Source organism: Rhodococcus sp. IEGM 1409 (assembly GCF_030056735.1).
Lineage (GTDB): Bacteria > Actinomycetota > Actinomycetes > Mycobacteriales > Mycobacteriaceae > Rhodococcus_F.
This window is the reverse complement of record NZ_JASHKN010000002.1, coordinates 275947-302420: the sequence shown is the minus strand read 5'-3', so window position 1 is coordinate 302420 and position 26474 is coordinate 275947. Positions and strand designations below refer to the sequence as shown.

Below are 26474 nucleotides of genomic sequence, written 5' to 3'. Positions count from 1 at the left end.
ATCCACACGAAGAACAAAACAGTCGTTGCTTGACCTGCAATTCCCCGTTGCAGGTCAGACTTTCGAAGACCGCCCGTCAGCCCCGACGCTGACAGAACCGATTCAGCAGCAGATCAGATGATCCCCCGCTTGAGTCGCCGACGCTCGCGCTCGGACAACCCTCCCCAGATTCCGAACCGTTCGTCGTTCGCGAGCGCGTACTCGAGGCACTCGTCACGAACTTCACAACCGAGGCAGATCCGTTTTGCTTCCCTCGTCGATCCACCCTTTTCAGGAAAGAACGCTTCGGGATCGGTCTGCGCGCAGAGAGCACGCTCCTGCCACTGATCCTCGATGGTGTCGAACAATTCTTCGAAACCGGTGACGAGACTCAGCACTGGCCGAGTACTCATACCGTCGAACTCACTGCTGCAGGCACCTTCTGCTGCGCCTGCTCGGGAATCGGTCTGCGGTTCGTCGCTTACTGTCATTGCGAGAGAACTGATCTCGACATTTTCATTGGGCATCGTTCCGCCTCCTCACCTGTAATAGCGCAGAATTTTCACTCCATCTTCAACCCCACCCCGTCGACCGTTCGAAACTGTGTTCGAAACCGGCCCCGCTGCAAGTGAACTCACAAGTAGCGGTTGGAATGACACATTTGAGATTACACACGTCCAGCGTGTCGCGGTCAAGCTAAACGAGATGAATCCATTAGTATTCCGGCCCCCAATTGACGGGACCTTCTGCCCGCCAGACACGACGACGCGCCGACCGCCTAGGCTCTTGTGTCGTGAACGTGACTGTATTGGTTGGCGGCGTCGGCGGGGCCCGTTTCCTTCAAGGTGTGCAAAATGCGCTCGGAATCGTCGGTGGTGAATCCCTCGAGAAATACGAAGGCCCACATCGCATCACGGCCGTCGTCAACGTCGGGGACGACGTCTGGATGCACGGTCTGCGCATCTGCCCCGATCTGGACACTTGTATGTACACACTCGGCGGCGGTATCGACACCGAACGCGGGTGGGGGCACGCCGGCGAAACCTGGAATGCGAAAGAAGAACTCGCGGCATACGGAGCGAAGCCGGACTGGTTCGGCCTCGGAGATCGGGATATCGCAACACATTTGATTCGCAGCCAGATGCTCCGCACGGGATATCCGTTGTCCGCGATCACCGAAGCGTTGTGCAATCGCTGGAATCCGGGTGTCGCACTGCTTCCCGTGAGCGACGACCGCAGCGAAACACACGTTGTGATCACCGATCCGGAAGACGGTGAGCAGAAGGCGATTCATTTCCAGGAGTGGTGGGTACGCCATCGAGCACAGGTGGAAACTCACAGCTTCGCTCACGTCGGCGCCGAACAGGCCAAGCCCGCGCCAGGGGTGGTCGAGGCGATCGACGGTGCCGACATCGTGCTGATCGCACCGTCCAATCCGGTCGTGAGCGTCGGCGCGATCCTCGCGGTGCCCGGCATTCGCGGAGCCCTGCGAACCACCGCAGCGAAGGTTGTCGGGCTCTCCCCCGTCATCGGCGGAAAACCGTTGCGCGGCATGGCTGACGAGTGCCTCGAGGTGATCGGGGTCGAAACGACTTCCGAGGCGATCGGTCGTCACTACGGCGCTCGTTCGATCAACGGCATTCTCGACGGCTGGCTCGTCGACGAAGGTGACACGGCCGACATCGACGGGGTGGACGTGCGAAGCATCCCACTTTTGATGACGTCCCCCGAAGAGACCGCAAAAATGGTTCGAACGGCTTTCGAGATCGCCGGAGTCGAACTGTGACCGAACCCGGAACCGGAGCAAGCCGGGACAGAAATCACTCCCCCGTCGATCACTCCCCCGGCGCCGCAATCGAAGTCATTCCCGTTCTCGGCCTCCCCGAGTTCCGGCCGGGAGACGACTTGGCCGCCGCTGTTGTCGACGCGACGCCGTGGATCGAGAACGGCGACGTCGTTGTCGTCACGAGCAAGGTGTTCTCCAAAGTCGAGGGTCGCATCGTTTCCTCGCCAACCGATCCGGAAGAGCGCGACGCAGCACGGCGCCTCCTGGTGGATCAGGAAGCCGTCCGCGTCGTGGCGCGCAAGGGCCGCACTCTGATCACCGAGAACAAACTCGGGATCGTGCAGGCCGCATCTGGCATCGACGGCTCCAACGTCGGCGGTGCCGAACTGGCTCTGCTCCCCGTGGATCCTGATGCAAGCGCTGCGGGCCTGCGCGCCCGAATCCTCGAGAGCACGGGCAAGTCCGTCGCCGTCGTCGTGACCGACACGATGGGTCGTGCGTGGCGCAACGGGCAGACCGACGCTGCAATCGGTTCCTCCGGCATTCCGGTCCTGCACGGCTACCTCGGAGCACAGGACAGTCAGGGCAACGATCTGATCGTCACCGAGATCGCGATCGCGGACGAGATCGCAGCTGCCGGCGACCTGGTCAAGGGCAAGCTGGGCGGCGTTCCCGTCGCCGTCGTTCGTGGACTTCGGTTCGAGGACGACGGTTCGAGCGGCCAGGATCTGATCCGCCGCGGCCCCGACGATCTGTTCTGGCTGGGCACCGAGGAGGCCACGGCGATGGGCCGCGGCCAGGCGCTGCTGTTGCGTCGGTCGGTTCGGCAGTTCGCAAGTGACCCCGTCGACGCGGAGATCATTCGCAGCTCGATCGCCGAGGCACTCACCGCTCCCGCTCCGCACCACACGAGACCGGTTCGATTCGTGTGGCTGCGTAACGAGTCCGTCCGCACGGCTCTCCTCGAGAAGATGCGTGAGCAGTGGGTCGCCGATCTCCGCGCTGACGGTCGTAGTGCCGAATCCGTCGACGCCCGAGTTGCACGCGGAAACATCCTGTTCGACGCCCCCGAGGTCGTCATTCCCTTCTGCGTGCCCGACGGCGCACACAGTTACCCGGACGCCCGACGTACCGCCGCGGAGTCCACGATGTTCACGGTCGCCGCCGGCGCGGCAGTGCAGGGCCTACTGGTCTCGCTGGCCACACGCGGCGTGGGAAGCTGCTGGATCGGCTCGACCATCTTCGCCGCCCACCTCGTACGTGAACAGCTCGATCTCCCGGCGGACTGGCAGCCACTCGGCGCCGTCGCAATCGGGCACCCACTCGAGCCACTGACTCCACGCACCGTCTCCGCCCCCGCGGACGCGTTGGTGGAGATGTAAGTCATGTCAGCCGAATCACTGCACGCATCGGCCAAGGGCGTTCTGAAGGACTGGGCGACATCCTCCGAAGCGGACGAGTCACTGCGGCACACGATGCTCGCGTTCCTCGATTCGGCTCCGGACGGATGTCTTCGTCGCCATGCACCCGGACACATCACCGCGTCGTCTCTGGTTCTCGACGAGAGTGGCTGCCACGTCCTGTTGACCCTGCATCCCAAGGTAGGCAGGTGGATTCAGCTCGGCGGTCATTGTGAGCCCGACGACGAGACGGTGGTCGATGCGGCCTTGCGGGAAGCTCGCGAAGAGTCGGGCATCCACGACGTTCGGATAGACGCGGACCTACTCTCCGCCCACACACATCCGATCACGTGCTCGCTCGGAGTTCCGACTCGCCATCTCGATCTACGGTTTCTTGTTGTGGCACCGGACAATTCGCATATCGTCCGGAGCGCGGAGTCCACCGACCTCCGATGGTGGCCGGTGGACGCACTGCCGCCGACTGCCGAACGCGAGACCATCGACCACCTGGTCGCGCTCGCACATCAGCGCAAAAATCAGGACTGAAGCCGGGCTGCCTCAGAAATGCAGTGTGGGCGCCAGCCCTGGCTGCTTGGCGCTGACGCCGTCGCCCGAAGACGTTCCCTTCACTCGCCGAGCCACCCACGGCACCAAGAACTCTCGCGCCCACTGACGATCCTCGCGACGAGTTTCGGATTTGGTGAGAACCGGCGCCGGCCCCAGATCGGGCGGGGTCAATCCATGTTCGACGCCCAGTACGTCGAGCACCCGCGTCGCCATGTTCTCGTGCCCGGCCGGCGACATGTGCAGCCGGTCCCAGTCCCACATCCGTAGGTCCTGATATTCGGAGAATCGCCAGAAGTCGACAAGGGTCGCGCCGTGACGGTCCGCGACCTCGCGAACAAGCTCGTTGTAGATCGCCAGGCGTCCGCGGAGCTTGCCGAAGAAGGCGGACCATCCGGTGTCGTACGCAGTGAACATGAGAACCCGAGCGCCGGATTCGGTGAGTTGACCGATTGCCGAATCGTAGCGGGCAACCACTGCGTCGATGTCGAGCTTCGGACGCATCATGTCGTTGCCGCCGGCGTAGATGGTCACCAGGTCGGGCTTCAACGCCAGAGCGGGTTCCACCTGCTCGTCGATGATCGGTCCGAGCAGGCGACCACGAATTGCCAGGTTGGCGTAGCGAAACTCGGGGTTGTCGACCGCCAACTGTTCGGCCACTCGGTCTGCCCAGCCGCGCAGACCGTTGGGGAATCGTTCGTCGGGGTCGCCGACGCCCTCGGTGAACGAGTCACCGAGGGCAACGTAACGGCTCGGAAGAGAAGTCATACCCGCCAGTATTCCAGTAGGTCAGCTAACGATCACACATCTGTGCTGAAGCGCACGCCACCGTCCGGCAGCGTCACCCCCGGCCACACGCGTGCGCCGCGCAACAATTCACACCGCGCACCGATGTCCGCTCCATCACCGATGACGGCGTCGCGGACCAGTGCTCGGGGTCCGATACGGACGCCGAATCCGAGGATCGATCGTTCGACCACCGCGCCGGCTTCCACAACGGCGCCGTCGAAGAGAATCGCACCGTCGAGGCGCGCACCTGCGCCGACTTCTGCGCCTCGACCGACAACCGTGCCACCGATCAGGACGGCGCCAGGCGCGATTCCGGCTCCGGGGTGTACCAGCGACTCGCCGCGCGGACCTTCGAGAGCGGGCGAAGGCGCGATGCCTCGCACCAGGTCGGCGGAACCGCGAACGAAGTCCTCGGGGGTTCCCATGTCACGCCAATACGACGAGTCGACGTGGCCGAACACCCGCTTGCCTTCGGCGAGGAGATTCGGGAACACCTCGCGCTCGACCGATACCGGTCGTCCCTCGGGGATCTGTTCGATGATCTCGCGCTTGAAGACGTAGCAGCCGGCGTTGATCTGATCCGTCGGCGGATCCTGGGTCTTCTCCAGGAATGCCGAGACTCGTCCGTCCTCGTCGGTCGGAACACATCCGAATGCACGCGGGTCTCCCACACGAACCAGATGCAGGGTCACGTCGGCGTCCGTCTTCTCGTGGGTCTCGAGAATGCCGTTCAGATCGGTGCCACCGAGTACGTCACCGTTGAACACCATGACGTTGTCGCCGCGCAACTTCGGGAGCACGTTGCGAATTCCGCCACCGGTGCCCAGCGGTTCGGTCTCGAAGACGTAGTCGATCTCGAGGCCCATCTTGGAGCCGTCGCCGAAGTAGTCCTCGAATACCTCTGCCTTGAAAGACGTTCCGAGCACCACGTGCTTGATACCGGCTGCCTCGATGCGGGCGAGCAAGTGCGTCAGGAACGGCAGGCCGGCGGTCGGAAGCATCGGCTTGGGTGCAGACAACGTCAGCGGACGCAGCCGAGTGCCCTTGCCGCCTACCAGGATTACGGCGTCGGTCGGATTCGGATCGGACATCATTTTCCCCCGTGGTTCGAAACTGATGGGTTGTCGGTCGAGTTGTCGGTGCGAGCGCGCTCGCGAACAGCAGAAGCTACGGCGATCTTGGACCGCACGGCCAGGCCACCGCGCAACGCAAGTCGCAGCGGAGCCTGCCACCAGTGCGGATGGCGATCGGCCTGGAACTGGTAAGCGCTGCGATGATGGGCGGGCAACATCAGTTCCGGATGACGGCCTGCCGCATGGCCTTTGGCGTGGGTGACAGTGGCCGAGGGGACGAAGACGTTGAGCCACCCGGCTTTTCCGAGGCGGTCACCGAAATCGACGTCCTCCATGTACATGAAGTATCGCGAGTCGAAACCGGAGATGGAGTCGAAGGCGTCGCGTCGTACCAGCAGGCACGAGCCGGAAAGCCAGCCCACTGCACGCTCGGTGACGGCCTCGTTCTCTTGACGGTAACGAGCAGTCCACGGGTTCTTCGGCCACACGGTGCCGAGCAATGCGTGCCCGACGCCCGAGGTGATATCGGGCACCGTTCGTGCCGACGGATAGACGCTGCCGTCCGGTTCGAGGACCTTCGGCCCCAGTGCACCGGCCCTTGGCCACCGATTTGCCGCAGCGACCAATTCGTCGAGTGAACCGGGTGCCCATTGGACGTCTGGATTGGAAATCACGACAAATTCGATAGACGAATCGATCTCCGCCACGGCCCGATTTATCGCTCCGCCGTAGCCGATGTTTCCACCGGTTCGAAGCAGACGGACATGCTCGTACTTGGCATCAGCGGCCTCGGGGGCGCCATCGGTCGACCCGTTGTCGGCCATGATGACCTGGGGTTTTTCTGTCGTCGCCACGGCGAGCGTGCTCAAGAAATTCTCGAGATGCTCGCCTGGCGAGTAGGTCACCGTTACCACGGCCAGCTTGGGACTCACGCCGGTCAGCCTAGCCGTCCGCGGGCACTGCCCCGAACAATGCTCACGCCAGAGCGGCGTGCAGAGCCTCTCGCCACGGACGCAGCGGCGTCATTCCCGCGGTAACCCACGCGCGCTCGGACAAGACCGAGTATGCCGGGCGGGGAGCAGGGCGCACGAAGTCCGCGCTGCTGCACGGCCGCACCCGAGCCGGGTCTGCGCCGATCTCCTCGAACACCGCGCGCGCCAACTCGTACCAACTTGCCTGCCCGCCGTTGGTCACGTGGAACGTCGACGAACCCGTGAAGTCACGCAATGCGAGTTCGACGATGCCGCCGGCAAGGTCGAGGCTGTAAGTGGGTGACCCGATCTGATCGTCCACGACGTTCACGAATTCACGTTCGGCTTCGAGCCTTCGCATCGTGGCGACAAAATCCGAGCCGACACCGGAATACACCCACGCGGTACGGACAACCGCCACGTCTGCCCCGGACTCCCGGACAGCTGTCTCTCCGGCCAGTTTCGTTCGTCCGTATACCGTCGCCGGACCGGTCGCTGCGTCGACGTCGTACGGCGTGCTCGCGTCGCCGGGAAACACGTAGTCGGTCGAGACGTGGATCAACCGCGAACCCACCCGCGCACATGCTTGCGCGAGATTCCGCGGTCCGATCTCGTTGACGGCCTTCGCTGCCTCCTGGTCGGTCTCGGCGGCATCGACGGCCGTGTACGCGGCACAGTTGATCAGCACCGAACCGGGCGAGACGAACTCGTCGACGGCATGGCGGTCGGTGATGTCCAGCTCGCCGGATCCGACGGCCGTGACGGGAAGACCTGCCGAGGTAGCGAGGGTTTCGACACGGGTCCCGAGCTGCCCTCGGGCACCGGTGAGCAGGATATTCGTCACACGGTTCAGTCTGGCACGCCGTGTCGAGGTACCCGCGGTCGAGCATCGAACCAGTAACCTGAAGGGGTGTCCCACCAGCAACCGCAGCGCCGCGCGCGTCCACGACCTGCGCCGATTCGGACCAAGACGAGCCCGGCTCGCATAGCGGTCGCGGTGCTCTCCGTGCTCGTACTGCTGGTCACCGGGTTCGCATGGCGGGGTGTGGACTCGTTGAGGAACAGCCTTGCCACGGCCAGCGGCCTTGGCCTCGGTGGCGGCAAGGACGGCGCCATCGACATCCTGATGGTGGGAACCGACAGTCGTACCGACGCACACGGCAACCCGCTCTCACAAAGCGAGCTCGACTCGTTGCGCGCTGGTGAGGAAGTTGCGTCCAACACAGACACCATCATCTTGATCCGCGTTCCCAACGACGGAAGTTCCGCTACCGCGATCTCGATTCCCCGCGATGCGTACGTCAACGTCCCCGGTATCGGTATGTCGAAGGTCAACGCCGCGTTCGGTGCCACCAAGGAAACCGAGCGACTGAAGTTGGTCAACAACGGGTCGTCCGACAGCGACGCCGACAAGAAGTCGACAGAAGCCGGCCGCACCGCGCTCATCGGAGCCGTGGCGAATCTGACCGGTATCACCGTCGATCACTATGCCGAAGTCGGTCTGCTCGGATTCGTTCTGCTGACCAACGCAGTGGGCGGAGTCGACGTCTGCCTCAACGCGCCGGTCGACGAACCGATGTCCGGAGCCAACTTCGCAGCCGGGAAACAGACACTCGACGGCGCCGACGCGCTGAGCTTCGTGCGACAACGACACGACCTTCCCCGCGGCGACCTCGACCGAATCGTACGCCAGCAGGTGTTCATGGCGTCCCTGGTCAGCAAGGTGCTCAGCGCAAAAACCCTCAGTGACCCCGGCAAGCTCAGTCAGTTGACCTCGGCCGTTCAGCGTTCCGTCGTGATCGACGACGACTGGGACATCATCGAGTTCGCCAAGCAGTTGCAGAATCTGGCCGGCGGCAAGGTGCAGTTCGAGACGATTCCCGTCCTCGACATCAACGGCATGACCGACTACGGCGAGTCCATCGTCACGGTCGATCCCAAGGCCGTAAAGAAGTACATCGCCGGATTGGTCGGCGCCGACGGCGAGGACGCGGAAGAAACCTCCGAGTCACCGACCACCGTGAATGCGTCCTCGATCACGGTCGACGTCGCCAACGCCAGTGACATCGCAGGATTGGCCAGTGGGGTCTCCGAGGCCTTGAGCGCTCTCGGGTACAAGCAGGGTCAGGTCGGAAACAACACCGGGGCGGACGTCTCCGAATCCACGGTGTTCGCAAAGTCCGCGGACGACGACGCTGCTCTCGCGGTCGCCGAGGCACTCGGCGGTCTGACGGTCAAGGCCGATTCGTCACTGTCCTCCGGCAAGGTTCGTGTTGTCATCGCCGAGGACTACAGCGGACCGCAGTCCGCGGACGCGGTATCACCGTCCGACGGGGCGTCAACCACGACTGAATCGGCGAACACCACCGAGACCAGCCCCACCCCCGCCCCTCCCGGTCCCCCGATCGACGCAGCCTCCAACGGCCCCCGCTGTGTTAACTGAACCGCTGCGTAAGCTGACTACGTGCCTTCGCCTGCAGACAACCTGACCGACGCCCTCCTCGGACCGATCTTGGCTGCCGACCCGGCCGGCCCTCGCGTGACCTACTACGACGACGCCACCGGCGAGCGTATCGAATTGTCTGCGAGCACTCTGGCCAACTGGGCGGCAAAGACAGCGAACATGGTTCGGGACGAGTTCGCCCTCGAGCCCGGCGGCAAGGTTGCGGTACTGCTTCCCGCGCACTGGCAGAGCGTCGCTGTGCTGTTGGGTGTGTGGTGGGCAGGCGGCGAGGTGATCCTCTCCCCCGACGCTGACGCCGAACTCGCTTTTGTCACCGCCGACCGCCTAGGCGATGTTGCGGACGTACCCGAAGTCGCTGCACTCTCACTCGACGCGTTCGGCAAGGGCCTGAGCGATCTTCCGCTCGGTGTTGCCGACTACGCGACCTCCATTCGCGTCCACGGCGACCAATTCCGCAGCGCCGGAGCCGGTTCGGCACTGGAAGGCCGGTCTGTTGCGGACACGATCGACGCGGCACGGGAATCGGCGAAGAACTCCGCACTGGCATCGACGGATCGTGTCCTCTCGAGCCGCACGTGGGAGACGGCCGACGACTTGATCGACGGACTTCTGGCAGTTCTCGCTGCAGGCGCCTCACTCGTGCAGGTGGCCCACCCGGACGCGGAAGCTACCGCGCGCCGAGTGGGCACCGAGAAGGTCACGAAGCAGTTCTGAGTGCTAGCTCGCGAGAGCTGTCACCGGTGAGACCAATCCCGCCCGCCGAGCGGGGAGCAGTGAGGCGATCACCCCGCAGATTCCGCCGATCAACACGATAGCTACCAACTGCACCCACGGGACTGCGCTGAGGGCGACGTCCTCGATCCCGAACGCCGAAGCGGTACCGGCTACACCGAACACCATCCCGAACAGCACTCCGATCACCGATGCAACTCCTGCCACCAGCAGCGCTTCCCAGATCAACATGGCTCGAATTCCCTTCTTGGTCAGTCCCAGTGCGCGAAGCAGTCCGGATTCGCGGCGCCGTTCGAGAACGGACAGCGCCATGGTGTTTCCGACGCCGATCAGGGCGATCAACACCGCCACCGACAGCAGCCCGGCAACCACCATGAGCATGGTGTCGAGGATCGAATCGAGGGCTGAACGCAATTCGGTCATTCCCTGAACATCGCTGCCCGGAGCTTCCTGGCGCGCGAGTTCGGTGATGCGGTCGGTGGTGGCCAAAGCCTGTTCGTCAGTATCCGTCCCCAACCTGACCCAGTACGAATCGGTGGTCGGTGCGGTGGCCGCTGCACCGAGATCTCCTCGATCCAGCAGTGCTGGTTGACCTTTCACTCCTTCGATCACGCTGACGTTCACGGCGCCGCGATCCCCGCGCACCGTTGCCGTATCGCCCGCCGAGAGGTTGTATCCGCTCAGATCGGCCGGAGAGAGCACCAGTTGACCGGCAGCAGGTACCGAGATCTCGGTACGCAGAACATCTTTCACTTGAGCGGCGTCGACGCCGAATCCGGCCAACGAGCCGCGCCCGTCGATCGTCAGCTCGGCTTTTTCCAGACCGCTCACTGCGCCGACCCCGTTGACGGCGGCGATGTCGGTCCCCAAACCGGCAGGAAGGGGCGCCGAACCGGAACTGCTCACCATCACGTCGACGGGGAATTGGCTGTCCATCGCCGCGGGTGCAGCTTCCTTGACGGTCGCGATTCCCACGACGAGCGTGCTCGTCAAGGCGACTCCGATCAGCAGTGCCGTGGCTGTCGCCGAGGTCCGGCGTGGATTCCGACCGGCGTTGCCTGCTGCCAGGCTTCCCACGGGACCGATCACCCTCGCCAACACTCCGCCGGCCGCATTGATCAGTGCAGGCACGATTCGACCGGACAGGGCTGCAATCCCCAGGAACGAGAACAGCCCACCGGCGGTCGCCGCCAGCACCTGCTGATTCGTCACTCCCAGGATGGTCATCGCGATGCCCGCGAGCAGGATCACTATGCCGAGAACCCGGCGCACCACCGATACCTGAACGCTCTCGGGCTTGGACTCCATCGGCTGCAGTGCTGCCAACGGGGACAGCCTCGTTGCCGCCCGACCGGGTGCAGATGCAGCGAGCATCGTCATCACGATGCCGACTGCAAGGCCTACCAGCACGGCCACCGGGGTGACGCTGAGTGACGAAAGTGGAACCGGCACATCCGCAGCCGTGGCTACGCGACCGATCGCCCAGGCGAGTCCGATACCGAGCCCCACGCCGATCACCGAGGCAATAACACCGACCGCCGCGGCTTCGCTGCGAATGCTACGGCGAACCTGCTTGGCCGTGGCGCCGACGCATCGGAGCAGTGCGAGTTCCTGAGTGCGCGCCGCGAGGAGCACGGCAAACGTATTGGCGATCACCAGCGCGGCAACAACAACGGCGATCGCGCCGAAGGCGAGCAGCACCGTGCTGAGAATCTTGGTGCCGCCCATGTACTCCGCTGCCGCGTTGTCGGTAGCTTCTTCTCCGGTCAGCACCGTGGAGTCGGCGGGCAACGCGCTCTCAACCGAATCCACGAGCTGTTGCTGCGAGAGCGAGCCGTCACCGGCGACGCGGAATTCACGTGTGGCACTCTCCCCGGCCCACGCGCTCACTTGCTCGACAGTGGTGAACACTTTCATCCCGCCCAGGCGCTGCGCCGAACCGGAGAGATCGACCAGTCCGACCACCTGTGCAGTGGGTGCAGCGGCGCCCACCGTCGAATCCCGTGCCGTGACAGTGATTCGAGCACCCACCGGTATACCGGAGTCCGCGCTCACCAATACCTGGCCGAGACCGACAGGAAGCGAACCCTCCGACAGTTTCTCCCAACGCAATTCAGGGTTGTCGGCGATCGAGAGCGCATCCCCGTAGGACGCACCCTTCGCCTCGGAATCGACACGAACATACGTCGACACGTCGTCGGCCACCGCCGAGACACCTGGCACTGTGCTCAACACGGCTTCTGTCACGCCCGGACCGGAGGCGACAACGTCCGTGGTTTCATATTGCGACGCAAGTGATTTACTCACACTCGCGTCGACCGTCGAGCTCAATGTCAAAGTCGCGACGACGTATCCGACCGCGATCACCACGGCAAGTATCGACGCCACATAGCGCCCGGCATGCGCCCGCGCCTGGGCAAAAGCCAGTCCCTTCATCGCAGTGCGCCCGAAGCTGCGGGAACATCGGCCAGGTCGTCGGAACCGAGGGCTCGCATGGCACCGATCACCGAGTCGACGGTAGGAGCGTCGATCTCTCCGGCGATGCGCCCGTCTGCGATCAACACGACGCGGTCCGCATACGACGCCGCCACCGGATCGTGCGTCACCATGACGACGGTCTGGCCGGTCTCCCGGACACTGGTGCGCAAGAGCCCCAGAACCTCTGTCCCGGAACGGGAATCCAGGTTGCCGGTGGGCTCGTCGGCAAAGATCACGTCGGGCTGCGGCAGTAGTGCGCGGGCGACGGCTACGCGTTGCTGCTGGCCACCCGACAGTTCGTGCGGAAGGTGATCGAGGCGCTGCGACAGGCCCAGCTTGCCGATCACCTCGTCCATCCACTCGAGCGAGGGTTCACTGCCCGCCAACTTCATCGGCAGCAGCATGTTCTCCCGAGCAGTGAGCACCGGTAGCAGGTTGAACGCCTGGAAGACGAACCCGATTCGCTCGCGTCGCAGTTCGGTGAGTTCCGTGTCGCCGAGTTTCGTGACCTCGGTGTCGCCCAGGAAAACCTGCCCACCCGAGACCGTGTCGAGTCCGGCAAGGCAGTGCATGAGCGTCGACTTTCCGGAGCCGGACGGGCCCATGATCGCAGTGAACCGCTCGCGCCCGAAGTCCACGTCGACTCCACCGAGCGCGTGCACCGTGGTCTCGCCGGTGCCGTACACCTTGGTGACACCGCGGGCAGTGATCGCCGGCACTTCGGCTGGTTCCGTCGTGGTGTGCGCATGCATTCTTTTGCCCTCCGTAAAGCTTCTCGCTATGACGGAATCGACGTTATTGCAGCGCAAGTGGTCTCCGCGTCGGAGCGCGGGGCGATCTTGGAAAGCCCGGTGTCATCCCGGGGTAGGACTGAACAGGGCTGCTCGTCAGCCCTCGGTACCGAGGAGATCTGCGCGCCGGACAAGTCCGATCTGGAAAGCGAAGACGACCGCCTGCACACGATCACGTGAATGAGTCTTCGAAAGAACCCGTCCGACATGGGTTTTCACTGTCGTCTCGGAGACGTGGAATTTTGCGGCGATCTCCGAATTCGACAGCCCGTACGCCATGGCCTCGAGCACCTCGACCTCGCGCGGTGTCAACTCTTCGGGCAACTGCGATTCGGGCGCCGAGCCTTCCAGGAGCGGTCCGACGTGCTGTAGCAGTCGCCGAGTGGCCCGGGCTTCGATCACCGCGTCCCCGCGGTGCACAGTGCGGATGGCGTCGAGCAACTGCTCCGGTGGCACGTCCTTGAGCAGGAATCCGCTGGCGCCCGCCCTGATAGCCGACATCACGTACTCGTCGTTGTCGAAGGTGGTGAGCACCACGACCTTCGGCGCATTCGGGTCGGTCAGCAGCCGACGTGTCGCCTCGATGCCGTCCATCTTCGGCATCTGGACATCCATCAGGACAACGTCGACATGACGGGCGGCCAACTCGGTCAACGCCTGCTGACCGTCCGATGCCTCGACCACCACCGACAGATCCGGCTGCGAGTCGATGACCATTCGGAAACCCGCGCGGACCAGCTGTTGATCGTCGATCAATGCTACTGCGATCGGAGCCACGTGTTCTTCCATGCCACCCACCTTAAGACCTAGGCAGACGTTTCAGAATTACCCGGATGATCGTTCGTATGGCAGGACGGCCCGGACGCTGTATCCGCCGCCTGATTTCGGTCCGGCGGTGACTTTGCCTCCGTGCAGTTTGGCGCGCTCGGCCATCCCGATCAGTCCCTGTCCGCCTGGTGACGATTCGACCAGCGCGGCGCTGCCACCTCGTCCGTCGTCGGTGATGCCGAGAACGAGTTCGGTGTCACTCCACGTCATCTCGACGCTCGCCTGCGCCCCCGGCCCTGCGTGCTTGAGAACATTCGTCAGCGATTCCTGAACGATGCGGTACGCCGTCAACCCCGCGCCGGCGGAGAGTTCACGCGGTTCCCCGCTGACACTGACAGTGATATCGAGTCCGCTGCTGCGCAACTCGTGAAAGAGACTGTCGATGTCGCCAGCGCCCGGGATCACCGAGAAATCGCGTGGCGCGTCCTCACGCAGGACCGACAGAAGCGATCGCATGTCGGTCAACGCCTGGCGCCCGGTCGAGGCAATGGTCTCGAGTGCCTGAATTGCAGCCTGAGGATCCTTGGCCGCACTGTAGCGTCCGCCGTCGGCTTGGGCGATGACAACGGTCAACGAGTGGGCGACGATGTCGTGCATCTCGCGCGCAATCCTCGACCGTTCGCTGATCGTCGCAATTTCCGCTTCCTGCGCACGCTCGAGTTCGAGCAGCCGAGCACGCTCGGTCAGCCCTTCCAACTGTTTGGTGCGCACTCGGCGCAAATCACCGAACGCCCAGACCGCGAGCATGAAGATCATGACGGCCACGGATTGCATGACCTGCGAAGACACTGGGATTCCGTCGTATCCGAAGTATCGAACAGTCCCGGCAATCGAGCCGAATAACGCAAGCACCAGGCCCGTGAGAGAACTCCACCGTGCGCCGTAGGCAGCCAGTGCGTACAGGGAGATGGGAACAACGACGGCGGACGCGAGAAGCATATCGCCGATGACGATCACGTGCAGGACCGCGAACGCCGCGATGACCATGCCGGAGAGTTCCGGCCGTGAGCGTCGCCATGCCAGCGGAACGGTCATGCCCAGCGAGATGAACACCGCAAGCGGACTCGCCTCGACCGCAACGACAACGCTGAACAGTGCAGCAACCGTCGCGATGCAGATGTCCACACCGCGAGCATGATCCGCGCTCCAACGGACGAAGCGCTCACTAGTCGGAAAACGAGCCATGCCGCCAACAGTAGCTTTTACTCAGGTTCGGTAACCGCCGTCTTCGAGCCCGGCCTCGATTTCGAATCGGTTGCGCGGCCCGCGGTGACGTAGCTCCTCACGGAGGTACAACAACCCGAATGCGATTCCGTACCTGGCCCATTGGTCTGCGTGAACGGCCTCGTGACGAAGGACGGATCGAGTCGTGTTTCGCCGGGTGAGATATACACCACCGAGAGTTGTTCCGCCTCTGGCGAACCCGCCGCGCAGTCCGGAAGCGACAAAGATTCCGGACTCGTCGTCGAAGCTGATGTCCGCGCCGAGAATCCCGGCGTACAGCAGGGCGGCGCGAGTGACGAACGCGGACTGCGCGCTGCCCCGACTCGCTCGGATCAGCGGCAGCCCGCGCCGTACATGCTTGAAAAAGCTGGCATGCACGAGAAGATCAGCCCAGCAGTTTCTCGCGGAGCGCCTTGTCTTTGTCGAGCACCATCGATTCGAGGCTTTCCTGGAACGCCACCATCCGCTGCTGCAGTGCGGGATCCGAAGCACCGAGAATCCGAGCAGCCAGCAGACCGGCGTTGCGAGCGCCACCGATCGACACTGTCGCCACCGGGACGCCGGCCGGCATCTGGACGATCGAGAGCAGCGAATCCATACCGTCGAGGTACTTGAGCGGCACCGGAACACCGATGACGGGCAACGGCGTGGCCGAGGCAACCATGCCCGGAAGATGCGCGGCGCCACCGGCACCGGCGATGATGACCTTGATTCCGCGGCCGGCGGCTTCCTTGGCGTAGTCGAGCATTCGCTGAGGCGTGCGGTGCGCCGAGACGACACCGACCTCGAAGCGGATACCGAACTCCGCAAGAGCTTCGGCTGCAGCTTCCATGGTCGGCCAATCCGAATCGCTGCCCATGATCAGGCCGACCTGCGCGCTCTCACTCACCGTGTACATCCCATCCGTCGGTCCAAACTGCGTACGAAAGCCAATGTGCTGCACGCTCGGCACGCTCCCGAACTGCGGCAACGTAATTCGGATCGTCGATGGATCCGGCGCCGCCCACGATGTTGACGTGCCCGATCTTGCGATCCTTGCGCTCACCCTTGCCGTACAGGTGGATCTTCGCGTCGGGCATCCGAGCGAACAGGTGATGGACACGCTCGTCCATCGTCATCTCGGGTGCTTCCGGCGCACCGAGAACATTGGCCATCACGGTGACCGGCGCGATCGGCGACGTATCTCCGAGCGGGTAGTCGAGAACCGCGCGCAGGTGCTGTTCGAACTGAGAAGTGCGGGCGCCGTCCATCGTCCAGTGGCCGGAGTTGTGCGGGCGCATCGCCAGCTCGTTGACCACTAGTGTGCCGTCGGTCGTCTCGAAGAGTTCGACGGCCATCGAGCCGACCACACCGAGCTCCGACGCGATTCGCAGCGCCAATTGTTCGGCTTCCTCGGCAACTGCACTCGAAAGCTCGGGGGCAGGTGCGATCACGACGGCGCATTGGCCGTTGCGCTGAACCGTTTCCACGACCGGCCACGTAGCGCCCTGTCCGAACGGCGACCGCGCGACCATGGCGGACAGCTCCCGACGCATCGAGACCATTTCCTCGACGATCAGCGGAACACCCTTGTTCAGCTGATCGGTAACTATGGCTTCTGCTTCGTCCTGATCGTCGGTGATCCAGACACCGCGGCCGTCGTAGCCTCCGCGTGTTGCCTTGATGACAAGCGGCCAACCGTGTTCGGAGCCGAATCGAACGACGTCTTCCGCCCACGTCACTTCGGCGTACGCGGGTACGGGTGCGCCCAGTTCGGCAAGTTTGCGACGCATCAGCAGTTTGTCCTGAGCGAAGATCAGAGCCTGCGGCGGCGGCTGAACGTTCACGCCTTCGGCGACAAGAACCTCGAGGTGCTCGGTCGGCACGTGCTCGTGGTCGAACGTCAGTGCGTTGGAACCGACCGCTGCGCGGCGGAGAGCATCGAGGTCGGTGTGACTGCCGAGCACCACGTCGGGGCTGACCTGAGCTGCCGGTTCGTCCGCGGTCCCGGAGAGCACTCGGAGCGTCTGGCCCAGGGCCACCGCCGCCTGGTGAGTCATCCTGGCCAACTGTCCGCCACCGATCATGGTGACGACGGGCATGGACTCTTTCGCCGGCCGCGGCGGAGTAAGGCGGGCGGGTGATTGCACGGGATCGTTGTTGCCGGTCACGGCTCTCTATGTTGTCATGTGCCGCGTTCGCCCGTTCATTCAGCGTTCCCAATCTGTGATTCTGCTGATGATTCCGCGGCAAATTGGTGGTAACGCGGTTTCGTTTCGTAAACTCATCTGTTGTGCCATTTGTCGACGGGGTCATTGCCCGCATACCCCAACCGTTTCGTGACATCGCTCTGCGTCACAGCGAGCTGATCAAATTCGCGATCGTCGGCGGCACGACCTTCCTGATCGACTCCGGCATCTTCTACACACTCAAGCTGTCGATCCTCGAATCCAAGCCGATCACGGCCAAGATCATCGCCGGCGTCGTCGCGGTGATCGCGTCGTACATTCTCAATCGCGAGTGGTCGTTCAAGAACCGTGGTGGCCGTGAACCAGCGCACGAAGCCGCGCTGTTCTTCATCATCAGCGCCATCGGTGTCGTCATCAGCTTCATCCCGCTGTACATCTCGAGTTACGTCTTCAACTTGCGCGTACCCGAAGTGAGCTTGGCGACGGAGAACATTGCCGACTTCATCAGTGCGTACGTCATCGGAAACTTGCTGCAGATGGCGTTCCGATTCTGGGCCTTCCGCAAGTTCGTGTTTCCCGACGCGAATCCGGAACCGCTCGAACTGTCCGACACCACCGCGCTGTCCGAAACCACCGCGCTATCCGAAACCACCGCGCCCGACCCGGTAATTCCTGATGCCGAAGAGGAGCTCGGGCACTCCTGAGTTTTCCGTCAGCGCGAGCCTTTCGGTCAGCGCGGTTCGCGGTGCGGAACGACGTCCGCGGGCGGGGCAGTGTTGGCCACCGGCAGGAAGACCGCAAACAAGGCAGGTTTACGCCGCTGCAGTTCCAATCGACCTCCGTCGGCTTCGATCAGAGCGCGTGCGAGCGCCAACCCGACGCCGGTGGACCCGGCTCCCGAGAATCCTCTGTCGAAGATATGGGGTGCAAGATCGTTCTCCACTCCGGCGCCTTCGTCGGTGACTTCGACGCACACCATCGAGTCACGACGAGACGAACTGCGCCCGGCACCGTCGATCAATCGAACAGACACCGTGCACGTTCCCTCACCGTGTTCGAACGAGTTGTCGACCAGAACGGAAACAGCTTCACGCAGACGCGAACCGGTGGTCGCGGCCATCACCGTGCGATCGCCTCGTAGGCGGAGCCTGCGCCCCTCTCCGTCGAACTGAGCCTGCCAGTCGCGGGTCACCTGTTCCAGCTCGCCGACCACCGACACCAAACTCGCCGAAGACCCGCTGGTACGCGACGAGCGAATCAGGTCGTCGATTCCGTCGGTGAGCCGGTCGACTTGAGCCATGGCTTCCTCTGCCTCGTTCACGACGTCAGGATCTTCGTGAACGGACAATTCGTCCAGACGCAGCCGCACAGCGGTCAGTCGACTGCGCAGTTGATGCGAAACGTCCGCAACCAGCGCGCGCTCTCGTTGCAGCCGCACGGAGATCTCCACAGTTGCCGCGTCGAGGACGTCGGAAACGCGGTCGAGTTCGGGGATGTCGTGCCGACGAGGATCTGGACGGAAGTCACCTTCGGCGAGGCGTGCCGCCCTGTCTGCCACGTCCTGCAGCGGATCGGCAAGCCGCCGCGCAGTGACCACGGCGACCACGGTGCCTGCCGTGATGGACAAAAGCACGAGCACGCCGACCGCCATCACCGCCTGCTTCTGCTGGGTGCGCAGGTTCTCCGACGGGACTTCGAGGCGCAACGAGCCGGAAGTGCCCATCGCTAGCGATTCGACGAGTGCGTTCTTGACCGTCGCCTCGCCGACGTCGACACGCGCGGCGCCGTCGACGGCAGTCGGATACACGACGACGAGCCGGCCGTCGTTGGGAGTGAGGACCTTGAGCGAATCGGTGTTCAACGCACCTTCGACGAGTCCGTTCGTGCCTTCTTGCGCAATGACCTCGGCGGCCATCCGATCGAGTCGCACCCGGAGATCACTCCGCGTCACGTCTTCAACCCAGAGCCACGCCGTGTAGATCAGCGGAACCCCCAGCAGCAACGCCGTCATGATCACGACAGCGAGAATCGACTGCAATATGCGACGCCGCATGCCGGCAGTTCCTGATTCTCGAGAAGCTAGTCGGTGTTGATTCGGAAACCGACACCGCGGACGGTGGCGATTCTGCGTTCCACGGCCGGGCCTTCGTCACCGATCTTTCGGCGCAGCCACGACATGTGCATGTCGAGCGTCTTCGATCCACGTAACTCGACGTCGCCCCACACCTCGCGAAGGATCGTATCGCGCGAGACTACTTCCCCGGCATGCTCGAGGAGGACTCGCAGAAGTTCGTATTCCTTGTTGGCCAAGGCGATTTCGGAGCCGTTGACGAGTACGCGACGCGCCGCCGGCTCGAGCCTGATGCCACCGACCTCGACGATCGTGTCCTCTCGGCCACCGTGGCGACGCAAGAGTGCTCGCACACGTGCCATCAACTCGGCGAGACGAAACGGCTTACTGACGTAGTCGTCGGCGCCCGCGTCCAGGCCGACCACAAAATCGACTTCGTCGGTCCTGGCGGTCAGCATCAGCACGGCGAGCGAGGTGCGATGCGCACGAATCTGTCGACAGACCTCGAGGCCGTCCATACCGGGAAGGCCGAGATCGAGAATCAACAGATCGAAATCACCTTCGAGCGCCTGCTGCAACGCAGCGGGTCCGGTCGGCTCGACCGTCACCGAATACCCTTCACGCCCCAATGCGCGGGAGAGGGGTGCAGCAATGGCCTCGTCGTCTTCGGCTAGCAATACGGCAGTCACACGAACAGACTACGGACAACACGCCTTTGCACGTTGATTACCAGCCATTTCGATCGTTCGGGTCGTCGTTTTCACCTAACGGCCGCTGTGGTGGCTGCGGCGGCGGCTGCTGCGTGGAATCGAAAACCTGGTGATACAGCAGGGCGTGAACGTGCTCGACATCCGGAATGTCGTCGAACTCGAGCGGATCGTCACTGGCAGAAGCGATGACCAGAGTTCCGGTCTTGAGCATTCGATCGATCAGGCCGTGGCGGAACTGAACATTGCTGATCCGCCCCATGGGAATGTCGATACCGGTGTGCGTGAGCACTCCGTGGCGGATGAGTACACGTCGATCGGTGACGATGAAATGCGTGAACTTCCAGACCGTGAACGGAGCAATCGATCGCCACGCCACGACGGCGAGCCAGACGATTCCGACGGCGATGGACGACACGGCCCGAGCCGTGCCGTCCAATCTCGTCTGAGCGAGGCCCAACAAGAACCCGGCGACGGCCGTGGCAAGCACGAACGTCAGCGCCGGTAGCACCAACATCTTCCAATGAGGATGGCGATGCAGTATCAGTTCCTCGTCCTGAGCGAGGGCGTCTTCGGGATATCCCATGACGGGAAGTCTGCCATCCCGCACCGACTTTCAGGCACACCGACGTTCAGGCACACCGACTTTCAGGCGAACGCTCAGGGCTGCGCGATCTTTCGCAGCACCAGCGGGGTCACGACGATGATGATGCCGTACAGCACCATCCACACACCGACCACGATGCGGAAGACGTCGAGCGAAAGTTCCGGCTGCAACAGGACGATTGCGCCGGCAACGATGCTGATGACTCCGAGCACTATCGACAGCCCGCGATCGACCGTGTGGCCGGACGCCGCATCGACCAGGTCGAGCACGCCGCGGAACACCCACCACGCACCGATCACCAATGCGATCAGGACCACGGTCTGCAAAGGGCTTCGGAGAACGAGGAATCCGAGGAGCACTGCCAACGCTCCGGAGATCGCGACCAACGTCCGGGTTCCACCCGTAGCCGTCACGTCCGCGAACGAACGGATGATCTGGACGAGTCCGAATCCGAACAGCTGAATCGCAATGACAACCGCCACCACGAACAGGGTGGCATCCGGCCACGCGAGTACCGCGATACCCAGGCCCAATGTGAGGACACCGAGCAGCACCGTCACACCGGTGAGTACGCGGCGGGCGCTCTCGGCCGTCTCGGCTTCGGTCGGAACAACGATCGGTGTGGTCATGACGCCCCTAGGCAGCTAAGTAAATCCCGCAGTCGCGTGAAATGAAGGACGGACGGTTGGTTCGAAACAGGTCCGGGCCAAAAATTAGCACTTTGGTGCCAGAAAATCCGGCAAGGCTCACGATTCGGTTACTGGTGCGGCCCGAAGGTGTGTGATGTCACCCGCTGCGACCGCAAAGGTCTCTCCTTCTGTTCCCTCGATTTCGATGACGACGCGCCCGGAAGTGTCGACGTCGGTCGCGATACCGAACACCTCCTTGTCGCCCGGCAAAACCGCGCGGACTCGTTTACCCAGCGTCCCGCAGCGCTGCCGGTACTCGGCAGCCAACACAGATGTATCCCATTTCGATGATTCCCAAGCACGGAATTGAGTCGCCAACTCGCGGGCGAGTGCTCGAACGAGGGTGTCACGGTCGACGGTCGATGCTTCTTCGATCAGGAGCGATGTGGCGGTCGGGACGGGCAGTTCCTCGACACCCAAGCTCACGTTCAGCCCGATGCCCACCACCACCGCGGGATCGGGCGCTGTCCTTGCCACCTCGGCCAGAATTCCGGCCACCTTCTTGTCACCGATGAGAACGTCGTTCGGCCACTTGAGTTCTGCGGGCACCTCGGCCACGTTGCGCAGGGCGTCGACGACCGCGATTCCCGACAGCAGCGGCAGCCAGCCCATGTCTGCGAGATTCATGCCGGGCATCGACAACAAAACCGACATCGAGATCTGCGCTTGCGGCGGACTCACCCAAGTGCGCGAATGACGGCCGCGCGCACTCGCCTGATATTCGGCGATCAGAACATGACGGTCGGCATCCGGATCTGCCGCTCGCGCAAGGAGATCCGCGTTCGTCGAACCGGTCTCCTCGACAACGTCGAGGCGGTTCCAGAAAACGCGCGCGTCGTCGTTGTCACTGCGCACGAGTGCGCGGCGTAGGGCATTGCCGTCGAGGGGCGGTCGGTTCAAGTCGGTCCACATAGCCCCAGCCTATGACGACGACGAGAATGTACTGGTCAGTAGCTTGAGCCCACGAAACCGCGACAATCGGACCTGCCTTCGAAGCCCCCCACACACTCTCGTTAAGCTCACGTCCATGACCACTGTCCAAGAGCCGAACGCGCCGGAGGCGGCGGCCGCACCCGATATCCACACGACCGCGGGAAAGCTCGCGGACCTGCGGAATCGCCAAGCCCAGGCGCAGGCACCGAGCGGCGAAGCCGCCATCGACAAGGTGCACGCCAAAGGCAAGCTGACCGCCCGCGAGCGCATCACCGCCCTCCTCGACGAGGGTTCCTTCGTCGAACTCGACGCACTGGCACGGCACCGAAGTGTGAACTTCGGTCTCGCAGACAACCGCCCGGTCGGCGACGGCGTCGTCACCGGTTACGGCACCATCGACGGCCGCGACGTCTGCGTCTTCTCGCAGGACGCCACTGTCTTCGGCGGATCGCTCGGCGAAATCTACGGTGAGAAGATCGTCAAGGTCATGGACCTCGCGATCCGCACCGGTCGCCCCCTCGTCGGCATCAACGAAGGTGCAGGCGCGCGCATCCAGGAAGGTGTCGTCTCGCTCGGCCTCTACGGCGAGATCTTCCACCGCAACGTCCAGGCCTCGGGTGTCATCCCCCAGATCTCACTGATCATGGGACCCGCCGCCGGCGGCCACGTGTACTCCCCCGCGCTGACCGACTTCGTCGTCATGGTCGACGAGACCTCCCAGATGTTCGTCACCGGCCCCGACGTCATCAAGACGGTCACCGGTGAAGACGTCACGATGGAAGACCTCGGCGGTGCTCGCACCCACATGGTCAAGTCCGGTGTCGCCCACTACGTCGCTTCCGGCGAGCAGGACGCACTCGACTACGTCAAGGACCTGCTCAGCTACCTGCCGTCCAACAACCAGGCAGCAGCACCCCGCGGCGAGATCACCGACCCGATCGTCGGTTCGATCGAAGACAACCTGACCGCCGAGGACATCGAACTCGACACCCTCATCCCGGATTCGGCCAACCAGCCGTACGACATGCACGAGGTCATCCGTCGTATCCTCGACGACGACGAGTTCCTCGAGGTCCAGGCCGAGCGCGCGATGAACATCATCGTCGGTTTCGGTCGCGTCGACGGACGCTCGGTCGGCATCGTCGCCAACCAGCCCACCCAGTTCGCCGGCTGCCTCGACATCGACGCCTCCGAGAAGGCCGCTCGCTTCGTGCGCACCTGCGACGCGTTCAACGTCCCGATCATCACCCTCGTCGACGTTCCCGGCTTCCTCCCTGGCACCGAGCAGGAATACAACGGCATCATCCGCCGCGGCGCGAAGCTCCTCTACGCGTACGGCGAAGCAACGGTCGGCAAGATCACGGTCATCACCCGCAAGGCTTACGGCGGAGCGTACGACGTCATGGGCTCCAAGCACATGGGCGCCGATGTCAACCTGGCATGGCCCACCGCTCAGATCGCCGTCATGGGTGCATCCGGAGCAGTCGGATTCGTCTACCGCAAGCAGCTTCTCGAAGCCGCCAAGAACGGCGAAGACGTCGATGCGCTGCGCCTCAAGCTGCAGAACGAGTACGAGGACACACTCGTCAACCCGTACGTCGCCGCTGAGCGCGGATACGTCGACGCAGTCATTCCTCCCTCGCACACCCGCGGACAAATCGTCTCCGCATTGCGACTGCTCGAGCGCAAGGCCGTTTCCCTTCCGCCCAAGAAGCATGGGAACATTCCCCTATGACCGCAACCACCGAGGACATTCTCAGCGAAGATGTCGCACTGGCGGAGACTGCACCGACCAACGGTGCGGTCGTCGAGGGAAGCACGACGGACGCCGCGCTCACCGAGCTGACCGAGACGTCGACATCCGACGCGTCGGTCATCAAGATCGTCAAGGGTTCGCCCACGGACGTCGAGATTGCGGCACTGGTCAGTGTGCTCGCTGCGGCTGCCGGCAGCGGTCAGGCTCCCGAGTCCAACATTCCCGCGGAGACGTGGGGCGACCCGACTCAGTTCCACCGCACGCGTGCGCCGTTCTCGCCGTACGCGTACCTGAACCCCGCGATCCGTCGCAGCTGACAATCAGTATCTGCTGACGTGACTCAACTGGTTCTAGCTTCAGCGTCCCCGGCTCGCCTCGCAGTTCTGCGGGCGGCCGGGGTTTCGCCGCTTGTCCGTGTCTCCGGTGTCGACGAGGACAAGATTGCCGACAACCTCGGTCCGGACGCGGCTCCCGAAAAAGTCGTGACGGTGTTGGCCGAAGCCAAGGCCGCCGAAATCGTCCCCGGCCTCGCCGCAGACAATCTCACCGACGTCGTGGTAGTCGGGTGCGATTCGATGCTCCTGATCGACGGGCAGCTTCAAGGTAAGCCGGGCAGCGTCGATATCGCCCGCAAGCGATGGGCGGCAATGGCCGGTCGCAGCGCCACCCTCTTGACCGGGCACTGTGTCCTGCGCGTGGCCGACGGCCGCATCGTTCGCATGGCTTCAGATCACAGCGCAACGGTCGTTCATTTTGCACAACCTTCCACCGAGGATCTCGAGGCATACCTGGCAACCGGAGAACCACTCCAAGTTGCCGGAGCCTTCACCCTCGACAGTCTCGGCGGCTGGTTCGTGGAGAGGATCGAGGGTGATCCCTCGAGTGTCATCGGCATCGGATTACCTTTGGTGCGAACACTTCTCGAGCGCGTTGGGGTTTCCGTCTCGGATCTCTGGCGCACGCAGAGCATCTTCTGACGCGTTTTCTCCAAGCACGACTTCTCCAAGCACCGAACATTTCTCCAGCACGACGACCAGCCCCCCATCGAGTCCATGCTGATGCGAAGCTGGTCGTTTCTGTTGTCCCCGCGGAGGTTTGCGCCTTCAGGTTTTGAATGTGGTGTTCGCCGGTCGCGGGTGCTGCTGCGGGTCGATCGAGGGCGGCGGGATGAACCACGGTTTGTTGTCGACGCCGATCCGGATCGCCCATTTCCCGGCGAACCCGGATGTGCGGTGCATCAACCGGTGATGCGAACGGCACAGCAGGACCAGGTTGGTCATCACCGTCGGACCACCGTTCGCCCAGTGCCGAATATGGTGCGCATCCGTCCACGCCGGCACACACGTACACCCGGGGAACGCGCAGCCCTTGTCGCGGGCGATCAACGCGACACGTTGTTCGGCGGTGACCAACCGTTTTCCGGGTTTCGCATCGAGCGGTGCGCCGTGATCGTCGAGTAGGACGGTCGAGAGGAAACAGTCACACCCCCACAACCTCGTCTGCGAGACCGACAGCGGCCCCAACCACGGCATATGCCCGACATCGAGATCCGACACGTCCAGATCAAGTGAGCCTTCGTCGTCCACATCAGCAGCAGTAGAAGCGGCGCAGTCCCGATGCTCAGCAAGGTCCCGGGCGTTGATGTGCACGTTCACGTGCGGACGCTGCCCACCGTCGGTACCGGTCTTCGCGCAATCCAGATAGCGGCGGATCAGTTCGGTGAACCCGTCCGCCGTCCGCTTCGCCGCCGACCGTGCATCGGGGGTTCCATCCGCCGCCGGGGTCGGCATCGTCAAATTCGACAACGCCGAGAGCAACATTTCGCCGGTGAGAGCATCGAAATCCCCGCGCACCACCACCCGGCCATTGAGCGTCGACGCGATACGGAGCTCGTTCCGGTCGACGTCTTCGGCGGGCGGAATCTCATCGGATTCGAACACTCGCTCCAACGTCGCGATCACATGCCGCACCTTCGTCGTCGTCGCCTCCACCCCCGACGCAGCAGCAAGCAACAAGTCGATACAGCGCGGTAACGCCTCCTCCGGCATCCCCTTCGGCGGGGATTCGCAAAACGAGACGATCAGCACAGCGTGATCGAACGAGCAATCCCCGCAATCAAATCTCGCTGCCACCGCCGGAAACGGCCGCAGCGCCGCACCGAGGGCGGCGATCTTCTTCCCGTCCCGAACCTGCAGCATCGTGTTGCCTGCCAACCACGAACCGACACCGCGGCACGCGACTACCTGATCATCCGGGCGCATCGACAGTTCGTCCACCACCGCCACCCGCACCGCTTCCAGACGCAGAATCTCCGCACTCGCCGACACCGCAGCCGCACGCAACTCAGCAGCAGACAACCGCCACAGACGTCCGCGCAACCCGGCCGCAGAACCCGACACCACGTCCGACAACAGAACACTCATTGAATCCCCCGATCCCCACCCCTAATAATACTCGAACACAC

At 63.5% G+C, this 26474-nt stretch carries 27 protein-coding genes; 9 read left to right on the top strand and 18 right to left on the bottom strand.

Features of this window, described 5'->3' with window-relative positions; translation table 11 throughout:
- Window positions 1-113: 113 nt before the first annotated feature.
- Window positions 114-392: a WhiB family transcriptional regulator gene (locus QM716_RS07375; RefSeq protein WP_020907098.1), complete on the bottom strand. Its 279-nt coding sequence runs from the start codon at window positions 390-392 to the stop codon at window positions 114-116.
- A 380-nt stretch (window positions 393-772) separates the two neighbouring features.
- Here QM716_RS07375 and cofD point away from each other — a divergent pair, with 380 nt between their 5' ends.
- From cofD to QM716_RS07360, 3 genes are read left to right on the top strand one after another with little or no spacing between them, the layout of a single operon-like run.
- Window positions 773-1765: a 2-phospho-L-lactate transferase gene (cofD, locus tag QM716_RS07370; RefSeq protein ID WP_095969084.1), complete on the top strand. Its 993-nt coding sequence runs from the start codon at window positions 773-775 to the stop codon at window positions 1763-1765.
- Entirely contained in the window at window positions 1762-3147 is a 1386-nt protein-coding gene (locus QM716_RS07365) for a coenzyme F420-0:L-glutamate ligase (RefSeq protein ID WP_283303559.1), read from the top strand. Before cofD ends, QM716_RS07365 begins: the two co-directional genes overlap by 4 nt.
- Before the next feature lie 3 nt (window positions 3148-3150).
- Window positions 3151-3711 (top strand): NUDIX hydrolase, encoded by a 561-nt coding sequence (locus QM716_RS07360; protein WP_283303558.1) that lies wholly within the window; start codon window positions 3151-3153, stop codon window positions 3709-3711.
- Between the two features lie 12 nt (window positions 3712-3723).
- Here the strand turns inward: QM716_RS07360 and QM716_RS07355 are convergent, their stop codons facing one another.
- Genes QM716_RS07355 through rfbD form a run of 4 tightly spaced genes read right to left on the bottom strand, consistent with a single transcriptional unit; the run spans window position 3724 to window position 7406 of the window.
- Window positions 3724-4497, bottom strand: a complete 774-nt coding sequence (locus QM716_RS07355) for an SGNH/GDSL hydrolase family protein (protein WP_283303557.1) — start codon at window positions 4495-4497, stop codon at window positions 3724-3726.
- Window positions 4498-4529: 32 nt separating this feature from the next.
- On the bottom strand, window positions 4530-5612 hold the full coding sequence (gene manB, locus QM716_RS07350; protein ID WP_037125580.1) for a mannose-1-phosphate guanylyltransferase: 1083 nt from the start codon (window positions 5610-5612) through the stop codon (window positions 4530-4532).
- Entirely contained in the window at window positions 5609-6523 is a 915-nt protein-coding gene (locus QM716_RS07345; protein ID WP_283303556.1) for a glycosyltransferase family 2 protein, read from the bottom strand. The genes manB and QM716_RS07345 overlap by 4 nt, the downstream gene beginning before the upstream one ends.
- Before the next feature lie 43 nt (window positions 6524-6566).
- Entirely contained in the window at window positions 6567-7406 is an 840-nt protein-coding gene (rfbD, locus tag QM716_RS07340; RefSeq protein WP_283303555.1) for a dTDP-4-dehydrorhamnose reductase, read from the bottom strand.
- 66 nt (window positions 7407-7472) lie between these two features.
- On the opposite strand from rfbD, the gene QM716_RS07335 reads away from it, so the two are divergent.
- Together QM716_RS07335 and QM716_RS07330 are read left to right on the top strand one after the other, a co-directional pair.
- Window positions 7473-9005, top strand: a complete 1533-nt coding sequence (locus tag QM716_RS07335; protein ID WP_283303554.1) for an LCP family protein — start codon at window positions 7473-7475, stop codon at window positions 9003-9005.
- A gap of 21 nt (window positions 9006-9026) precedes the next feature.
- Window positions 9027-9740, top strand: coding sequence for a TIGR03089 family protein (locus QM716_RS07330; RefSeq protein ID WP_283303553.1), 714 nt, complete (start codon window positions 9027-9029; stop codon window positions 9738-9740).
- A 3-nt stretch (window positions 9741-9743) separates the two neighbouring features.
- Here QM716_RS07330 and QM716_RS07325 read toward each other — a convergent pair whose 3' ends face one another.
- The 7 genes from QM716_RS07325 to QM716_RS07295 all read right to left on the bottom strand — a co-directional run bounded on the left by QM716_RS07325 (window position 9744) and on the right by QM716_RS07295 (window position 17229).
- The gene (locus QM716_RS07325; protein ID WP_283303552.1) at window positions 9744-12194 is read right to left on the bottom strand and encodes an ABC transporter permease; all 2451 of its coding nucleotides are present in this window, start codon (window positions 12192-12194) and stop codon (window positions 9744-9746) included.
- On the bottom strand, window positions 12191-12988 hold the full coding sequence (locus tag QM716_RS07320) for an ABC transporter ATP-binding protein (protein ID WP_283303551.1): 798 nt from the start codon (window positions 12986-12988) through the stop codon (window positions 12191-12193). The genes QM716_RS07325 and QM716_RS07320 overlap by 4 nt, the downstream gene beginning before the upstream one ends.
- Window positions 12989-13123: 135 nt before the next feature.
- Complete coding sequence (locus QM716_RS07315) at window positions 13124-13816, bottom strand: response regulator (RefSeq protein ID WP_283303550.1); 693 nt, start codon at window positions 13814-13816, stop codon at window positions 13124-13126.
- Between the two features lie 36 nt (window positions 13817-13852).
- Window positions 13853-15040 carry a sensor histidine kinase gene (locus QM716_RS07310; RefSeq protein WP_283303549.1) on the bottom strand — a complete coding sequence of 396 codons (1188 nt, stop codon included), beginning with the start codon at window positions 15038-15040 and terminating at the stop codon, window positions 13853-13855.
- A 21-nt stretch (window positions 15041-15061) separates the two neighbouring features.
- Complete coding sequence (locus QM716_RS07305) at window positions 15062-15457, bottom strand: hypothetical protein (protein ID WP_283303548.1); 396 nt, start codon at window positions 15455-15457, stop codon at window positions 15062-15064.
- Window positions 15458-15464: 7 nt separating this feature from the next.
- Window positions 15465-15977 (bottom strand): 5-(carboxyamino)imidazole ribonucleotide mutase, encoded by a 513-nt coding sequence (gene purE / locus QM716_RS07300; RefSeq protein WP_283303547.1) that lies wholly within the window; start codon window positions 15975-15977, stop codon window positions 15465-15467.
- Complete coding sequence (locus QM716_RS07295) at window positions 15961-17229, bottom strand: 5-(carboxyamino)imidazole ribonucleotide synthase (RefSeq protein ID WP_502941973.1); 1269 nt, start codon at window positions 17227-17229, stop codon at window positions 15961-15963. Before QM716_RS07295 ends, purE begins: the two co-directional genes overlap by 17 nt.
- 122 nt (window positions 17230-17351) lie before the next feature.
- On the opposite strand from QM716_RS07295, the gene QM716_RS07290 reads away from it, so the two are divergent.
- Window positions 17352-17951 carry a GtrA family protein gene (locus tag QM716_RS07290; protein ID WP_283303546.1) on the top strand — a complete coding sequence of 200 codons (600 nt, stop codon included), beginning with the start codon at window positions 17352-17354 and terminating at the stop codon, window positions 17949-17951.
- A 26-nt stretch (window positions 17952-17977) separates the two neighbouring features.
- Here QM716_RS07290 and QM716_RS07285 read toward each other — a convergent pair whose 3' ends face one another.
- The 5 genes from QM716_RS07285 to QM716_RS07265 all read right to left on the bottom strand — a co-directional run bounded on the left by QM716_RS07285 (window position 17978) and on the right by QM716_RS07265 (window position 22233).
- On the bottom strand, window positions 17978-19300 hold the full coding sequence (locus QM716_RS07285) for a sensor histidine kinase (protein WP_283303545.1): 1323 nt from the start codon (window positions 19298-19300) through the stop codon (window positions 17978-17980).
- Between the two features lie 26 nt (window positions 19301-19326).
- Window positions 19327-20007 (bottom strand): response regulator transcription factor, encoded by a 681-nt coding sequence (locus QM716_RS07280; protein ID WP_003940916.1) that lies wholly within the window; start codon window positions 20005-20007, stop codon window positions 19327-19329.
- Between the two features lie 37 nt (window positions 20008-20044).
- Entirely contained in the window at window positions 20045-20611 is a 567-nt protein-coding gene (locus QM716_RS07275) for a PH domain-containing protein (RefSeq protein ID WP_283303544.1), read from the bottom strand.
- A 74-nt stretch (window positions 20612-20685) separates the two neighbouring features.
- A complete protein-coding gene (locus QM716_RS07270) occupies window positions 20686-21261 on the bottom strand; it encodes an HdeD family acid-resistance protein (protein ID WP_230812521.1) in 576 nt (191 codons plus the stop codon).
- Window positions 21262-21378: 117 nt separating this feature from the next.
- Window positions 21379-22233, bottom strand: a complete 855-nt coding sequence (locus tag QM716_RS07265) for a biotin--[acetyl-CoA-carboxylase] ligase (RefSeq protein ID WP_283303543.1) — start codon at window positions 22231-22233, stop codon at window positions 21379-21381.
- A 115-nt stretch (window positions 22234-22348) separates the two neighbouring features.
- On the opposite strand from QM716_RS07265, the gene QM716_RS07260 reads away from it, so the two are divergent.
- Genes QM716_RS07260 through QM716_RS07250 form a run of 3 tightly spaced genes read left to right on the top strand, consistent with a single transcriptional unit; the run spans window position 22349 to window position 24987 of the window.
- Window positions 22349-23989 (top strand): acyl-CoA carboxylase subunit beta, encoded by a 1641-nt coding sequence (locus QM716_RS07260; RefSeq protein WP_283303542.1) that lies wholly within the window; start codon window positions 22349-22351, stop codon window positions 23987-23989.
- Window positions 23986-24327: an acyl-CoA carboxylase epsilon subunit gene (locus QM716_RS07255; RefSeq protein WP_283303541.1), complete on the top strand. Its 342-nt coding sequence runs from the start codon at window positions 23986-23988 to the stop codon at window positions 24325-24327. The genes QM716_RS07260 and QM716_RS07255 overlap by 4 nt, the downstream gene beginning before the upstream one ends.
- 18 nt (window positions 24328-24345) lie before the next feature.
- A complete protein-coding gene (locus QM716_RS07250; RefSeq protein ID WP_007731146.1) occupies window positions 24346-24987 on the top strand; it encodes a Maf family protein in 642 nt (213 codons plus the stop codon).
- Between the two features lie 126 nt (window positions 24988-25113).
- Here QM716_RS07250 and QM716_RS07245 read toward each other — a convergent pair whose 3' ends face one another.
- Window positions 25114-26433 carry an HNH endonuclease signature motif containing protein gene (locus tag QM716_RS07245; RefSeq protein WP_283303539.1) on the bottom strand — a complete coding sequence of 440 codons (1320 nt, stop codon included), beginning with the start codon at window positions 26431-26433 and terminating at the stop codon, window positions 25114-25116.
- Window positions 26434-26474 lie beyond the last annotated feature (41 nt).

Excerpts from the sequence above, each read along its gene's own strand:
- QM716_RS07375 (WP_020907098.1), bottom strand. The coding sequence starts at position 392 with ATGAGTACTCGGCCAGTGCTGAGTCTCGTCACCGGTTTCGAAGAATTG.
- QM716_RS07360 (WP_283303558.1), top strand. The coding sequence starts at position 3,151 with ATGTCAGCCGAATCACTGCACGCATCGGCCAAGGGCGTTCTGAAGGAC.
- QM716_RS07355 (WP_283303557.1), bottom strand. The coding sequence starts at position 4,497 with ATGACTTCTCTTCCGAGCCGTTACGTTGCCCTCGGTGACTCGTTCACC.
- manB (WP_037125580.1), bottom strand. The coding sequence starts at position 5,612 with ATGATGTCCGATCCGAATCCGACCGACGCCGTAATCCTGGTAGGCGGC.
- QM716_RS07325 (WP_283303552.1), bottom strand. The coding sequence starts at position 12,194 with ATGAAGGGACTGGCTTTTGCCCAGGCGCGGGCGCATGCCGGGCGCTAT.
- QM716_RS07320 (WP_283303551.1), bottom strand. The coding sequence starts at position 12,988 with ATGCATGCGCACACCACGACGGAACCAGCCGAAGTGCCGGCGATCACT.
- QM716_RS07315 (WP_283303550.1), bottom strand. The coding sequence starts at position 13,816 with ATGGAAGAACACGTGGCTCCGATCGCAGTAGCATTGATCGACGATCAA.
- QM716_RS07310 (WP_283303549.1), bottom strand. The coding sequence starts at position 15,040 with ATGGCTCGTTTTCCGACTAGTGAGCGCTTCGTCCGTTGGAGCGCGGAT.
- purE (WP_283303547.1), bottom strand. The coding sequence starts at position 15,977 with ATGTACACGGTGAGTGAGAGCGCGCAGGTCGGCCTGATCATGGGCAGC.
- QM716_RS07285 (WP_283303545.1), bottom strand. The coding sequence starts at position 19,300 with ATGCGGCGTCGCATATTGCAGTCGATTCTCGCTGTCGTGATCATGACG.
- QM716_RS07275 (WP_283303544.1), bottom strand. The coding sequence starts at position 20,611 with ATGGGATATCCCGAAGACGCCCTCGCTCAGGACGAGGAACTGATACTG.
- QM716_RS07270 (WP_230812521.1), bottom strand. The coding sequence starts at position 21,261 with ATGACCACACCGATCGTTGTTCCGACCGAAGCCGAGACGGCCGAGAGC.
- QM716_RS07265 (WP_283303543.1), bottom strand. The coding sequence starts at position 22,233 with ATGTGGACCGACTTGAACCGACCGCCCCTCGACGGCAATGCCCTACGC.
- QM716_RS07260 (WP_283303542.1), top strand. The coding sequence starts at position 22,349 with ATGACCACTGTCCAAGAGCCGAACGCGCCGGAGGCGGCGGCCGCACCC.
- QM716_RS07255 (WP_283303541.1), top strand. The coding sequence starts at position 23,986 with ATGACCGCAACCACCGAGGACATTCTCAGCGAAGATGTCGCACTGGCG.
- QM716_RS07245 (WP_283303539.1), bottom strand. The coding sequence starts at position 26,433 with ATGAGTGTTCTGTTGTCGGACGTGGTGTCGGGTTCTGCGGCCGGGTTG.